Source organism: Pseudocolwellia antarctica (genome assembly GCF_049933045.1).
Taxonomy (GTDB): Bacteria; Pseudomonadota; Gammaproteobacteria; order Enterobacterales; family Alteromonadaceae; genus Pseudocolwellia.
The window spans coordinates 3,263,524-3,277,428 of sequence record NZ_CP187926.1; the positions used below are offsets into that span (position 1 = coordinate 3,263,524).

12 protein-coding genes are annotated in these 13,905 nt (G+C 36.3%); 3 read left to right on the forward strand and 9 right to left on the reverse strand.

The window, feature by feature from the left end:
• Positions 1-84: 84 nt before the first annotated feature.
• From ACPUVN_RS14100 to ACPUVN_RS14115, 4 genes are all read right to left on the reverse strand, one after another.
• The gene (locus tag ACPUVN_RS14100) at positions 85-2,700 is read right to left on the reverse strand and encodes a TonB-dependent receptor plug domain-containing protein (RefSeq protein ID WP_426369281.1); all 2,616 of its coding nucleotides are present in this window, start codon (positions 2,698-2,700) and stop codon (positions 85-87) included.
• A 91-nt stretch (positions 2,701-2,791) separates the two neighbouring features.
• Positions 2,792-3,286, reverse strand: a complete 495-nt coding sequence (locus ACPUVN_RS14105; RefSeq protein ID WP_426369282.1) for a RidA family protein — start codon at positions 3,284-3,286, stop codon at positions 2,792-2,794.
• A gap of 16 nt (positions 3,287-3,302) precedes the next feature.
• Positions 3,303-3,917 (reverse strand): c-type cytochrome, encoded by a 615-nt coding sequence (locus ACPUVN_RS14110; RefSeq protein WP_426359693.1) that lies wholly within the window; start codon positions 3,915-3,917, stop codon positions 3,303-3,305.
• Positions 3,907-5,496 (reverse strand): flavin monoamine oxidase family protein, encoded by a 1,590-nt coding sequence (locus tag ACPUVN_RS14115; RefSeq protein ID WP_426369283.1) that lies wholly within the window; start codon positions 5,494-5,496, stop codon positions 3,907-3,909. The genes ACPUVN_RS14110 and ACPUVN_RS14115 overlap by 11 nt, the downstream gene beginning before the upstream one ends.
• 314 nt (positions 5,497-5,810) lie before the next feature.
• Here ACPUVN_RS14115 and ACPUVN_RS14120 point away from each other — a divergent pair, with 314 nt between their 5' ends.
• Entirely contained in the window at positions 5,811-6,800 is a 990-nt protein-coding gene (locus tag ACPUVN_RS14120) for a LysR family transcriptional regulator (RefSeq protein WP_426359691.1), read from the forward strand.
• Between the two features lie 108 nt (positions 6,801-6,908).
• Here the strand turns inward: ACPUVN_RS14120 and ACPUVN_RS14125 are convergent, their stop codons facing one another.
• Together ACPUVN_RS14125 and ACPUVN_RS14130 are read right to left on the reverse strand one after the other, a co-directional pair.
• Positions 6,909-7,232: a ribonuclease E inhibitor RraB gene (locus tag ACPUVN_RS14125; RefSeq protein ID WP_426359690.1), complete on the reverse strand. Its 324-nt coding sequence runs from the start codon at positions 7,230-7,232 to the stop codon at positions 6,909-6,911.
• Between the two features lie 92 nt (positions 7,233-7,324).
• The gene (locus tag ACPUVN_RS14130; RefSeq protein ID WP_426359689.1) at positions 7,325-7,897 is read right to left on the reverse strand and encodes a TetR/AcrR family transcriptional regulator; all 573 of its coding nucleotides are present in this window, start codon (positions 7,895-7,897) and stop codon (positions 7,325-7,327) included.
• Positions 7,898-8,031: 134 nt separating this feature from the next.
• On the opposite strand from ACPUVN_RS14130, the gene ACPUVN_RS14135 reads away from it, so the two are divergent.
• Positions 8,032-8,676, forward strand: coding sequence for a peroxiredoxin-like family protein (locus tag ACPUVN_RS14135; RefSeq protein WP_426369284.1), 645 nt, complete (start codon positions 8,032-8,034; stop codon positions 8,674-8,676).
• Positions 8,677-8,797: 121 nt separating this feature from the next.
• Here ACPUVN_RS14135 and ACPUVN_RS14140 read toward each other — a convergent pair whose 3' ends face one another.
• The 3 genes from ACPUVN_RS14140 to ACPUVN_RS14150 all read right to left on the reverse strand — a co-directional run bounded on the left by ACPUVN_RS14140 (position 8,798) and on the right by ACPUVN_RS14150 (position 12,274).
• Positions 8,798-9,847 (reverse strand): hypothetical protein, encoded by a 1,050-nt coding sequence (locus tag ACPUVN_RS14140; RefSeq protein WP_426359687.1) that lies wholly within the window; start codon positions 9,845-9,847, stop codon positions 8,798-8,800.
• Between the two features lie 192 nt (positions 9,848-10,039).
• Positions 10,040-10,747: a winged helix-turn-helix domain-containing protein gene (locus ACPUVN_RS14145; RefSeq protein ID WP_426369285.1), complete on the reverse strand. Its 708-nt coding sequence runs from the start codon at positions 10,745-10,747 to the stop codon at positions 10,040-10,042.
• Positions 10,748-10,765: 18 nt separating this feature from the next.
• Positions 10,766-12,274 carry a hypothetical protein gene (locus tag ACPUVN_RS14150; RefSeq protein WP_426369286.1) on the reverse strand — a complete coding sequence of 503 codons (1,509 nt, stop codon included), beginning with the start codon at positions 12,272-12,274 and terminating at the stop codon, positions 10,766-10,768.
• Positions 12,275-12,936: 662 nt separating this feature from the next.
• Between ACPUVN_RS14150 and ACPUVN_RS14155 the strand changes: the two genes are divergently transcribed.
• Positions 12,937-13,851: a hypothetical protein gene (locus tag ACPUVN_RS14155; RefSeq protein WP_426359683.1), complete on the forward strand. Its 915-nt coding sequence runs from the start codon at positions 12,937-12,939 to the stop codon at positions 13,849-13,851.
• Positions 13,852-13,905: the final 54 nt, after the last annotated feature.

The following is a 13,905-nucleotide window of genomic DNA, read 5'->3' on the forward strand; positions in this document are numbered from 1 at the left end:
TATCTTTACCAAAGACACAAAAAAGCCGTTATCACTAACGGCTTTTTACTTTTTATACTTCGGTGCTAAAGCAGAGTGTTTAGGTTAGAAAGTGTAATTTAAACGTGCGTAGTAGTAACCGCCCATCCAATCAACTGTATTACCTGACCAATAAATCGCACCACAACAATCATCACCATTATCCGTATCTGGATAAGTGTCAAAAATGTTTCGAGCGCCAGCAGCAAGGGTTAAGTCATCACTTAATTGATAGCTCATCTCTAAATCAAACAATACAACAGGGTCATATTTTTGGATTTCTGTTGCTGATGTATCAATAGCATTTTCATACGAACCATAGATATTTGCACGTACTAAGAAGGTGAAATTATCATAGTCATGTTTCGCTGATACAACACCTTTCCACTCAGGAATAGAGTTTTCTAAGTCAAAAGCATCTTCTTCACTTAAGAAATCACTAATTTCTGAATCAATTTTTGTCGTATTATAGTTTACAGAACCGGTTAGAACAGTGTTATCCATTGTGTAAGTGGCAACAAAATCCATCCCTGATGTAGTTGTATCAAATGCATTTTGGAAGTAGTTAACACCACCAATTGTATTAGCACCTTCAACACCAGCAGCTTCTAAAGCTAGAAATTTATCATAGGCATCACCTGATGTTGGATCCGTTGATACATCGATAGTTGATACTGCATAGAAACGATCATCTAAGGCAATGTTATAGAAGTCTAACGTTAATGTTAGTTCATCAAAGCTACCCGAAAGACCTAAGCTATAGTTTACTGAGGTTTCTGGTCTTAATGCTTCTGCACCTAACGCTTGACCCACATTACTTAATGCTGGGAATAAACCGGTAGCAACAGGGAAACCATCAGGTAAACGTGTTGATACGTTCGTTGTACCCTGCTGACCTGGTGTAGGAGCACGGAAGCCTGTACCCACTGAGCCACGTAAATTCACCTCATCGGTTAGCGTGTATTTAAAGGCGAGTTTACCCACGAGCTCTGAGCCAAAATCAGAATAATCTTCATATCTGAAAGCGGTTTGTAAAAATAGTTCGTCAGTAATATCACTACTTAAATCAACATAAATACCCATCATATCTCTTTCATACTTACCAGAGTACTCAGGGGAAAAACCAGGGAAGCCATTTGAACCTACACCAACGGCTTGATAAACCGCATCATCGCTGTCAGCACAGTTTAATGTTGAACCATTACTTATTACACCTAAACCGGCAGCAGTACTCGTTCCGTCAGCATTACAAAAACCATGAGGATCAGAACTTGAATAAGGGCCTACAGCATATGACAACTCACCGCCTTCGCCCAACTCATAGCTTTCTTCCATATAAGTAAAACCAAACGCTAACACTAATTCGTTGGCAAAGCCCACATCAAAAAGTTGTGTAAAATCAGCAGAAAATTGTAGCTCTTCGTTGGTTAAATCTCCTGGCTTGAATGAAGTAGGTGAATCTGGGCCTAAAGATGGGTTAATGGTGTTATCTAAGGTATAAGAAATTGCGTTTGAACCAAAACGAGCACTAATGTCATACGTCATCTCATTAGCGAACTCCCCTTCTAAACCAGCAAGAATTGAAATATCTTCGATCTCACCTGTAAATCTAGGGGTAAAACCACCTGGGAATTTTTCTAAAGGAGAATAAAGCGATCCATCCTCTAAACGAATATTTTCGATTGTGCCGTTACCTGGGTAACGATAAAAGAAACCTCCATCTCCTTCACTATCTGAATAGTTACCAAAGGCATAAAATCGCATGGTATTGCTTATCTCATAACCTGAGTTAAAGAAAATTCGAGTTGCAGATGTATTAGGTTGGCCCCAAGGTTGTACAACATCTTCACCGCCTAAATTAGCTGCACCTAAACCAGCAATAAAAGCTTCTTCAGAATATCCAGCTAAAGAAGTATCGAATCCACCAAAACGCGGTTCATTAACATCAACACAAGCCCAATCTTCACAATACTGTTCTGCACGAGATGTTGAGTTTGAATCAGAAATTTCACCTGACAAGCTCAAAAAACCTTTTTCACCAAGCGAAAAACCGATGTTACCGCTAATAGTAACTAGCTCTCCATCACCTTCATAATGTTGCCCCATTTCTACAGATAAAGATCCACCTTCATCATTATCTTTTAGTTGGAAGTTAATAACACCAGCAATAGCATCTGAACCGTATTGCGCAGCTGCACCATCACGAAGTACTTCAACACCTTTTAAAGCGGAAGAAGGGATTGTTGCAACATCTGGACCTTGTGTACCTGAACCACCAATTTGTACTAATGCAGAGCGGTGACGACGTTTTGAATTAACCAGAACTAAGGTTTTATCGGTAGGCATACCACGTAATGTAGCTGGACGAATAAATGAAGCACCATCAGAAATAGGCTGGCGAGATAGAGAGTAAGAAGGTACTAATGTTTTCAGAATATCATTGGTGTCGGTAAAAGGAACCGCGGCTAAATCGGCTTCACTTAATACATCAATAGGAACAGCTGAATCGGCTAATGAGCGTGGCACCCCTCGAGCACCGGTCACCACTATTTTCTCGTAAACTTTTTCGGCTTCTACTTCAGTTTCTTCTTGGGCTGATGCTGAACTCATAGATATTGTGCTAATTGCACAGGTGATTAAACTGGTTTTTATTGCTTTACTGAGTAATGAATATTTAGCCATAGTGAACCTCTATCTCTCATGTTTTGGTGTGGTTTTCTTGTTGTTTTTTTGCCTCTAAATAGAGGCATGGGTGTTCTTTGTAGAAATAAAATTATTCAGGTTTTGCAATCACCATTTCAATTTCAATTAACATATTAGGACCGCCGGCTAAGCCTGCGATTTGAAAGGCTGAACGTGCTGGTTTATTCGGTTGTTCTTTGGTGCCAAAGTATTTTGTGTAGGCTTTCATAAAGCCTGAAAAATCCATTTTTCCGCCCATAGCAGGATCACCCACCATAAATACCTGCATTTTTATAACGTCACCAAAATCTACACCTAGCTCTTTAAAAGAAGCTTCAAAGCGTTTGAATACATTTAAGGCTTGAGTTTCTGTATCGCCATAATATTTGCTACTGCCCTTTTCGGCTGTAGCATCTACTGGGCCTGGCACCATGCCGCTGTGAAAAATCAAAGTCGTGTCTGGTGTAACTTCTACTGCTCTAGAGATAGGAAACGGATTGTTATTTGGTAAAGCGTGGCGTGTAACATCAGCCATAGCGCTGCTCATAAATAGTGTGCTCGCAGCAACTAATAAGATTTTCTTCATGGTAATACTCCTAAGTTTATTTTAATTGATATATGTAAGTGGCTAAGTTCGCCGCATCTTCTTCTGATAAAACTACATTGCTTGCAGCCTTCATCTGTTGACCATAAATGTCTGACTTATCAGTACCTCGATAGCCCAGTCTGAAATGATTTAATTGAGTAACCAGGTACCAGTCATTCAAACCATTCAGCTTAGGTGCACCTAATACCTTATTTCCCTGACCACTTTCTCCGTGACATGCCGCACATGCTTGGTATTGTTGTTCACCTAAATGGATATCTCCTTCAATCACGGCTTCTGGTTTAGTCGATACTGTTTGTGTAACCCAGTCAGCAATTTCAGCGATTTCTTCATCAGACAACTTGCCTACCATCAACATCATTTCACCACCGGTTTTATCGGCAGGATGAGCACCTCTTTTGCCTAACTTAAAGTTTTGTAATTGTCGCTCTACATACCAGCTAGATAACTCCGTAAGTCTTGGCGCACCAATATTTACGTTGCCCATTAATTGACTACCATGACAAACGGTGCAGTATTCTAGTCCCGCTGGAGTTGGAGTTTCTTTGGCTTGAGCGCTATGCCCTAATGAAGCCATAAACAAACTGAATAACAGGGTTTTAACGTGCATAAGAAACTCCTTTTTTGTTAGCACCTAACTCAACTAGTTTGTTTAGTTGCTGAAGCGCTTGCTCACTAGAAGCTAATGCACCTTCTTGCCAAGCTGTGTGGTGGCTAACTTGATCACCAATCATGAAATGACGCCCTTCAGGCTTTTGTAATAATGTGAAATGTTCATCCCATACATCTGCAGGTATACGAGATCCACAACCCATTTGATAATTCATTCTTGCCCAAGGGATTGAAACGCCACTTTCGATGTATTTTCCGTAGCCCGGATGGATTTTTTCTGCATTAGTAATTGCTACTTTTAGGCGTTCTTCATGAGATAATGCTTCAAACATTTTTGCAGCTTTCTCTTTCCAAGTGTATGCGCCTAAAACAACGCCTTTTTGAGCGTGAATGTCATGAGATGGGTACCAAATTTGGTTAGCTGGCCCAGTGGTGTAACTAATGCCACCATAAATGCCATCGCGTTCCCAAAAACGCTCTTTCATTTGGAAACCAATTTTGAATAAGTGTCCGCGTTTATAACTATTTAATGCTTTTAGGTAAGCTGCATCGAAATTATTTTCTATGCCTGCCATAAAGTATGATGGGATGCTATTGAAACAATAGTCGGCTTTAATGGTTTTAAATGAACCACCTTGTTCATAAGTTACCTCTACACCGCTATCTGTGTTGAAGATTTTTTTAACTTGAGCATTCAATACAGGTGTTGTTTTTACATTCCTCAGAAACCCTTTAACTATAGAATCCATACCACCTACAGGTTCCATTAAAGGTTCACACCAATCATATTGTTCAGCTCCTAATAGACCGCCATACCAAAAACTACTGTCTAACATGTCTTTTAGTTCTATTGGCACATTAGGAACAGGGTATTCCATCATTCTGTCGGTTACTGAACCACCTCTTTCACTGCCACGATATTTACCATTCTCGGTTAAATCGCCATAAGATTTAGAAAAAGACATAAGCTTTGCTACATCTTCTTCTGACAAGAGTTGATCATATTGACTGTTATCAGCTGCTTTCCATAGCAACTCAGACATTAGTCCACGAACATCTGTATGGTATTCAACAATACGCTTAGGTTTACCGCCTAGTGACTTTTCATCATGGAAATAGGCCATTTTGCTACTATTAGCTTTGACCTGTAATGGCACATTGAGTGTTCTACAATAGTGCAAAACTCTGCGGTGATGGCCTGGAATTCGGGCTGGTCCACAGTTTAAATATAAATTTTCTTGTTTATCAAAATTACATATTTGAGGTCGACCCATTTCATCAATTTTGTCGCCATGGCGAACCGTTAAGTTACGTCCACCAGGTCTAAAAGACGCTTCTAAAATGGTGCATTCATATCCTGCTTGTTCTAATTCTAAAGCTGTTGCTAAACTAGATATCCCTGCGCCTAAAATGAGTGCCGTTGGTTTTTCACCTTTAGCTGCAGGCTTAATATTAACAGGCCCTTCGTAAGTGCTTTCAGGGGTTAAGCCTAATGCTAAGCTCGTTTTTAGTAACGCTGATGAACCACCAGCAGCACCGACATACGTCAGAAATTGTCGTCTTGTAATATTGAGCATAATGGCTTTCGTTAACTCCGTATAATTGATTTAGACACTAGGTCAAAACATGGAATTGATACTAACGAGACTCTTCGTACAACAGAACACTGAAAAATATTGTGCCCCCCCATATTTTTTTTATAGCCTTGTAAACCATCGCTTTTGAGGCTATTTTCAAAGAAGAATAAAATGAAAATATTCGCTGGCATTAAATTTGCTGCTTAATTTGGACTGATGCCTTATCAGGAAATTATTTATCTAAAGCCAAAACATAATTCGTAGTAAATACACACACAGATCCAACTTAAACAACTCACAACATTAGGTTAGAAATGAACTCTAAACAGCTACAATATTTTTTAACTACCGCCGATCAAGGCAGCATTACAGCAGCAGCTCGAGAATTAGATGTTGCTCAACCCGCAATTAGTTTGCAGTTAGCCAATTTAGAACATGAATTAAAAACCAAATTGTTTGAACGAGACTTCCGAGGCGTAACTTTAAATGCTGCAGGAAAGTTATTTGAGCAACACGCACGTATTATTTTGTCTCAGATATTCGATGCGAAAGCTGAGCTTATGCAAGGTGAAATGGATTGCAAAGGCAAGGTAGTGGTAGGTGTTAGTCAAGCGGCTTGTAACGTGCTTTCAGCTGTTCTATTAACCGAGTTGGAGCATAGGCATCCAAGTATAGATTTATCTTTTAGAATAGGCCCTTCACACATAGTTGATAAGTGGCTTGTGGATAAAGAGGTCGACCTAGCTATTCGTTACAATCAAGATGGTACTGAAAAAGGCATATTACTTCTTCGAGAAGCGCTGTCTTTATACATATCAAAACAGCCTAAAAACCCTACCTATAGTGAATTAGCAATGTACGCTTCTATTCCCTTTGAAGAGTTGCAACATTACGAAATTTTTATGCCTGATGAAAATGATGCGTTAAGTACATTTCTTCATAAGCAGGCTAAAAAAATGGGTATAAAACTAAAAACTAAAAAAGCTTTTGGTCAGTTGATGACAACCTTACATTATGTAACTCAAGGTTTAGGACTAATCATAGTGCCATCATCAGCAACGTTTCATTTAGAGTTAAGCCAACAACTAAGAAAAATTGATATTATTCAGCCCAATATTTGGCGTGATGTATATTTACATTTTGCTGATAAAGACAGTCAGACACCTGCGGTATTAGCTGTATACGAATTAATTCGTGAAACTGCAGCGACTGCTCATGCTAACAATACGTGGCAAGGAGAACTGGTAGATACCCAATATGTTCGACAGTCTGAAATAGCGATTGAAGCGATGGTTGAAGGTTAATAGTTTAAGCTTGAATTTAATTTGAAAGATAAGAGTTGAAGTACTTAAACTAAAAACACAGTAAACAGTCTGAAACTATTTACTGTATTATTTGATCTAAGGTTAGGCTTAACCTTCCATTCCCCAGCCATCATTGTAGCCATTAAACTTAGTGGCTATTTGTTCGAATTGTGCTTCTTGAGCAATAATAGCGTCGTAAATAGGCAGAAGTTGAATTGAACAATCTAAATCCCAAACATTAGGCGTTTCATCAGGGTGAATATCGCACTTAATATCAGGCGCAACTTCAGCAAGGTGAGCAGCCATAGCTTCAGCGTCTTCTTTATTGGCAAATAATTGAAAAAAAACAACGTTATGTATAATTGTTAAATCAATACCCGCTTCCTGCATTTCTGCCAATACTTGGCCTGTTTCATCGTTTGGAAAAGTCATATTCTGTATAGCTCTAATAAAGTGCGGCATTTGCCTTAAATAATCCCCACATTATAAACGCCAATGTTTTAAATGGATATAAAATAAAAGCGCTAGTGAGCTAACTGCGACCATGGTAACCAATGCAAGCCTAGCTTTAAGCTACTTAAAATTTGCTCTTTACTGTTGGTATGGTAACCATAAACTCGAATACCAAATATATGTACCATAACACTTGCTGCCTTTTGCTTGGCTTCTTCTTCACCATAGATAGTCGAAAGTCGTGTGCTATATATATTTTCTATATTGAGAAGATAATCAGAAATATGTTGCTTTAATGGCGCCTGATTGTCTAACTCAAGTTGGCTTTTAAGCAGGAAACAACTGCAGTAATCAGTTTGTGTTGATTCATCCACGAAAGAAAGTAATAGCTCACAAATTCCAGACTCTATCGTTTCATCATGACTTAATTTAGCTTGTAAAAACTCGATAGACCTTTTGCCGTAGAAGTCGATCGACTCTTTAAATAAATCTTCCTTATTACCAAAGGCTAAATAAACACTTCCTGGTTTTAAGCCTGTTACTTCAAATAGTGCCTGCATTGAAGTAGCACTATAGCCTTCTCGCCAAAATAGTGATGTGGCTTTGTTGAGAACATCTTGTCGGTCGAATTGTATTTTTGGCATAAGTGTAGAGTCCTTACTCGCTTTGTTAATAATATATTACATCATCTTGAATGCTTGTTCAAAAAACAACTTGAAGAATAGTTAAAAAAATGATTGAATGAACGTTCAATAAGAAATAATCAGTGAGACAACAAATGTCATTAACCGAAAAAATTAACGAATTCAAAGAGGGCTTTGTAGAAAATGTTCCTCAAAACATACAAGAACTTATGCAACAAACAACTAAAAGCCTTGCTGATTCAGGTATAACGTTAAACGCACCTAAAGTTAACGAAGCCATGCCTTTGTTTACACTGCCTAACCATAAAGGCGAAACAGTTTCATTAGCAAGCTTATTAGAGAATGGTCCTGTCGTTGTTACGTTTTATCGTGGCGGTTGGTGTCCATACTGTAATCTTGAATTACGTGAATACCAAAATTCTCTTGAAGAGATTAAGTCGTTAGGTGCAACATTAGTTGCTATCACGCCAGAATTACCTGATGCATCGCTTTCTACTTCAGAAAAAAATGAACTAGCATTTGACGTATTATCAGACGTTAATGCTGACTATGCGAAAAGCTTAGGCTTAGTTTTCACTTTACCTGAGGCATTAAAACCTATCTATTTATCATTTGGTATTGATGTAGCTGCGCATAATGGTGAAGGACAATTCGATTTACCTTTAGCGGCAACTTTTGTTATTGCTAAAGATGGTACTGTTACTAGTGCTTTTGTTGATGCTGATTACACAGCAAGACAAGAGCCAAGTGACGTAATAGCAACATTGAAGACTTTATAAACTGAAATTAAGATTTCGTGTTTAAATTGTTTAAAGTAATTAAAAACCTGCTGATGCAGGTTTTTTTATAGCTGAAATACACAACATTTATTTCATGGGTATTGTGTATCCATAAAAATAATTATGACTGCTTTTTATTTTTAAGGAATAGCGCTAAACCGTCTTCAAACCAATAATCGAATTCTTGCTGATGATTAGGATACATTTCAAATAATACTTCTAAGATCGTACTCTCTGGCAATACAGAGCATGATTCTTCTTTCTCAAGCTGCATAATTTCCCATATTAAGCTTCGTCCTTTTTCATTACTCATTAAAAAATGAAAGAGTGCATTGCTGTTTTGATAAAGCTTATGGTTATTATCACCATGCCAATCGGTTTCAGAAAATAACAAGTTCTCTATTTCCATCGGATATTTTTGATCTTGTAAGCCTGAAAAATCGAAAGCTTTGAATTCTCCACTTATAGCAACCTTCTCAAAATACTCAGCCATTCCTTCATTAAAAAAGCGCAGTAGTTCACCCCAATAACTACGATTAAAAGCATGAATAGTTTCATGTATTGAAGTTGTTATTGCTTGCTTATGATCAATAAACTCAATAACGGAAGCGTGCTCAGGATAAAGATAAACACCAATAGTTCCTTCTGGTGAGCGACCTTGCTCCATTACGTAGTCTTCATAATCTGTTCGGCTACCTTGATAAGCTATGCTCAAGTCTAATTTATGACTGAAGTTGATATTGAATTCGTTTTCAATGTGCTGAAATACAAAAAATAGCTTTTGGTTTAACTCGTTAGTAAACACACCACTTTGATCGTCTAAATTGGTTGTTAACACATAATATTTTTTTGTCGTTTGATGATGCTCAGAATTGTCATTATTTAAAATGGCTTTAGTTTCAGTGGTTGTGGCTGAAAGCAACGGAGCAAAGCATGTGGCTGACGTAGAGTGAGCAAATAATTCTGAAAGCTGTTGTTGATTCGATGAGTTTACCGTTTTACTTTCATTCTGTTTCTGAGCTTGTTGGGGATTATGTTCTGCAATAATATTGACGGGATCATTTAACCTATTAAACACTGACTCCACAGCATCAGAATAAAGAATGAGTATCGAAAAAATAGCTAAGACGATAGCCAATAACAAGAGCAAAAATTTATTTTTATTTGGCATTGTAGTTATTACAACTATTTTTAAGACGATAGTAATTAATGTAAATCAACAAGATGCAAGGGTCAATCAATAGCCTATTTAGATTAAATTATAAAACTTAAAATAATAAAAAAGCCCGAATATTTCTATTCGAGCTCTACTACGATTCATACTATATATTTCTATATTTGTTATAAATAACGAATTATACGATTAAAAATCGAAGACAAAAATATAACCATTACCACGTACACTTTTAATGGTTACATTGTTGCTTATAGCGCGTAATTTACGTCTAATATTTGAAATATGCATGTTAATACTCTGACTACAATAAAGTACATTTCGTTTGAAAATACTTTTAGCAATATCTTCTCTGGAAACAACTTCACCATTATTCGTCATTAACATGTTCAGCAATTCAAACTCTATGCCTGTTGTTACCACTAAATCGTCATGACAATACAATTCGCGTTTATCACGACACAACAAGAATGAGTTTAACTGTAACTGATTTTTTTCAACACACAATCTATCAAGTTGCTTACGTCGAGAAAAAACCTCTATTTGCGTTAATATAACCTCTTGGCTGCTGCTTCTTTTTAAACAATTATCAGCACCCGCCTTAAGTAACATTACAACATCAGATTCTTTCGCGTCGTCTACAAAGCTCCAAATGACTAAGCGTGTCGTTTTTCGAATATACTTAATGACATCAACTAAATATTCAGACGGTTTTTGTATATCAATAAAAATCAAATCAAACGAGTTACTCATTACCTGCTTAGCTAAATCCACCACAGAGTAACAATAAACCAACCCGCTATATTCTTCTTTTAAACCGCGTGACCATACTGGCTGTTCTTTATTAGCATCGCCATTACGGTCACTTAAAATTAAAATACGTTCATGAAAATTCATGATATTAACCTGTTTAAATTACTGCTCTGCTAACGTAGCTCGGTAACCTGTAGCAGTTGACTCGTCATTTTCTAAAATTATATATTGAGGTATAGAGTCTTCATCTAAGGTTAGTTCAAAACTCGTTAGTATCAACTCGCTTGAGTCATCTTGCGCCACAACATAAACCGTATAAGTATTGTTTAATAACGTAATTGTTGATGAGTCACCATAAGACACTGACTGCTCATTAGATGTTGTATCAATCGATTCATTATTTTTTACATAATATAATCTTACAAGACTGAAATCGTCAGAATCTATAAAGTTAATCGACGTCATTTCATGATCATAAATACTAGAGTCAACGCTGTTATCAACAACTAACGATTGGATAGTGATTTCAATTTCATCAATTTCACCATCGTTATTTTCATCAATATCGCCATCACCATCGGCATCAACACTGTCTTCTTGGATGTAAAAGAAAATAGTTTTATCTGAATCTTCAGGCAACGTTAATAAGTGATTTTCAATGATCACATTATCTGTATCTGAGTTAGTAAGCATTACACTATAATCGCCATTTTCTTGTACTAGCTCTTCACTAAATGAGCCGTAAGAAAAAGTAGACGTAGTAGCTGTACTTGCTAAGCTTTCAAGCGTTAAAGTTACATTACCTTGATATTCAGGAAGTAACTCGTGTGTTTTAATCGCGTTGTAAGCTTTAAACGTACTTTGTGAGTTTATATCAATATATTCTGTAATTGATGAAGTAGAAATCAGGTCGATAGTATATGGAGAACCACCTTCTGAGATATTTGCTCTTACTGTAATAATATATTGAGTTGCATAAGAAAACGTAATTTCGTCTGACTCAAATAACACTTCATTTGTATCTACATCAGCCAAGTAAAAGATATAAGTTTCTTGGTCAATTTTTTGATTGTCTGATAATGCTTGGTAGCTAAACTCACCAACAAAAACAGCTTCATTGAATGTTTCGTCATCTTTAGACATGTACATAGCAACGTTTTGATCGCTTGAGTACATGTTTAATACTCGAATATTAAATAAGTCGTCATCTACATCATCATCAATTTCATCATCGTCAATAGTAGGTACATTATAAATTAGAAGCTCTGGAGAGTGAATATCACCATTTAATACTAATAACTGTGTTGATTCTTTTACAATATTAAGGCTACCTTCTAATAATATTTCTAAATCGTCTCGTGAAGTACTATCGTCATTTTGGAAAGCGATTTCATAAAAATAATCGCCATTCTCAATGCTACTAGCAGAACTTAAAGATAAAAAGTCAACGCCCGTATATGTTTTTTCATAAGCATCGTCATCCTCGTCATCTAAATCTTCATCAATGGTTAAATAAATTGCTGGAGAATTTTCAGATAGATTATAAAATCTTATATCACCGGTACTATCATCATCGCTTGAACCACAAGCTGATAACATGAGTGCCATTATAAAAAATGCAGCGCAAAACCACGGGTTAACGCTTAGATTGGAACGTTTGTCTAAATTCATCAATAAAACCTTATAAATAATAAGTTGAATAACTACATTGATAGCTGCATCACTTAATTAAGAAGTCAGCTGATCACTCGAGTCATAGACGTAATCCCTTTAAAAATGGTTCTTCACTTGTGATAAAATTTACATTTCTTTACTTTTATTTATTTAGATACAAGCTAGAAAAACAACAATAACAAACCTATAAAACAATAGGTTAACCCATAAAAGTAGAGCTAAAAATATATTTCTTTAGCATGTAATAAAATGTTTCCTTTAGTTAAAAAACACAATAAAAAGCTGAATATTCTTCGACATTTAAAATAAAAGAGCTATAAATATTCCGAGAAACAGCTCAATTATTGTTTATTTAGTTGGGTAAAGTCAGCGAGTACGAGCTAGATTTTAGGTAAGATTATTTCAAATTCATCGGTTTTTTAGTCGTATTTCAAATATTGATACGGACTGATTTTTTGACCGTAATTTAGTATAAAAAGATGATAACGACATAAAGTGATCAGCAGATAAATAGATCTAAAACCTTTTACTTTAAATAGAATTTAACAGCTATAGTTAAACTCATATAAGAATAGGTGATAAAAACGCCTAACCGACGTATGATTAAATAAAATGAGATCGTGTATCAATAAAACAACGACGAATAAATAGGAAATAATATGTCTGAATATATAATCAGTCAGATGCACATTGAAGCCGCACGTAATTCTACCGATGACTTTAATCTGTTCCATGATAAAAATCGTTGGCATAGAATTAAAGAAAACCCTTTTCAAGGCACCGTTGCTCTTGGCTTTCAATTAGGTTGTTTTGTAGAAGACCAAGTAAACCGTTCTCCTAAAAATTACGACCAACAACTTAAGCAAACCGAAACAGCTAAAGTCAGCGTTAATTCTCTTAACTTCAGTCAGTACGAGTTTACCTTTGCAGGCTCAGTTAAACCCGGTGACAGCATTGCACTAGTGGTTCGTGATGGAAGGCTTTCAGATATTGCAGGTGTTGAGTGTTTTTCTAATCGTATAGCACTTAAGGCGAATGGGAAGACTGTATTGCTCGGTTATAAACGCTCAACCAGTGCACATATTGTTGCAGGTATTCCTAAACTGCCTGACTTTTCTGAAATTATAAACAGTGAAGATCGTACTTTTATCACCCCTGAACAATACTTTGTTAAACGTAAGTACATGATTGTAGGTAATGCTAAAAACTTTTTAACAAGTTCTTTTGCTGAACAATCAGAATACATAGATGAGTTTATTGATAAAGTAAGCTTTCCGGAAATGTACCCGATGAGTTTATTGTCATCAGCATTACTAGAGCGTGCACAAGCGGTTGGGCAAGATTTAATAGAAGAGCCTATGATTTATATCTCACATAAGCTTTCTATCGATAAAGCAGTATTAAATACGTTAAAAAGTAATGACTGTTTAAATATATTAGTGAGCCCACCAGAAAAGTCTACAGATGAAAGCTCAGAATATGTAACTCACTACTGCACTTGTATATTGTCAAACCACAAAATACTTTTTCAGGCTGAAATACAGTTATCACCATTAGCTGCTTTGTTAAAATAATCGAGAGAATTAACAACAGAGAACAGCGATTATTTATTTAAACAATACAATAAA

Excerpts from the sequence above, each read along its gene's own strand:
- ACPUVN_RS14100 (WP_426369281.1), bottom strand. The coding sequence starts at position 2,700 with ATGGCTAAATATTCATTACTCAGTAAAGCAATAAAAACCAGTTTAATC.
- ACPUVN_RS14105 (WP_426369282.1), bottom strand. The coding sequence starts at position 3,286 with ATGAAGAAAATCTTATTAGTTGCTGCGAGCACACTATTTATGAGCAGC.
- ACPUVN_RS14110 (WP_426359693.1), bottom strand. The coding sequence starts at position 3,917 with ATGCACGTTAAAACCCTGTTATTCAGTTTGTTTATGGCTTCATTAGGG.
- ACPUVN_RS14115 (WP_426369283.1), bottom strand. The coding sequence starts at position 5,496 with ATGCTCAATATTACAAGACGACAATTTCTGACGTATGTCGGTGCTGCT.
- ACPUVN_RS14120 (WP_426359691.1), top strand. The coding sequence starts at position 5,811 with ATGAACTCTAAACAGCTACAATATTTTTTAACTACCGCCGATCAAGGC.
- ACPUVN_RS14125 (WP_426359690.1), bottom strand. The coding sequence starts at position 7,232 with ATGACTTTTCCAAACGATGAAACAGGCCAAGTATTGGCAGAAATGCAG.
- ACPUVN_RS14130 (WP_426359689.1), bottom strand. The coding sequence starts at position 7,897 with ATGCCAAAAATACAATTCGACCGACAAGATGTTCTCAACAAAGCCACA.
- ACPUVN_RS14135 (WP_426369284.1), top strand. The coding sequence starts at position 8,032 with ATGTCATTAACCGAAAAAATTAACGAATTCAAAGAGGGCTTTGTAGAA.
- ACPUVN_RS14140 (WP_426359687.1), bottom strand. The coding sequence starts at position 9,847 with ATGCCAAATAAAAATAAATTTTTGCTCTTGTTATTGGCTATCGTCTTA.
- ACPUVN_RS14145 (WP_426369285.1), bottom strand. The coding sequence starts at position 10,747 with ATGAATTTTCATGAACGTATTTTAATTTTAAGTGACCGTAATGGCGAT.
- ACPUVN_RS14150 (WP_426369286.1), bottom strand. The coding sequence starts at position 12,274 with ATGAATTTAGACAAACGTTCCAATCTAAGCGTTAACCCGTGGTTTTGC.
- ACPUVN_RS14155 (WP_426359683.1), top strand. The coding sequence starts at position 12,937 with ATGTCTGAATATATAATCAGTCAGATGCACATTGAAGCCGCACGTAAT.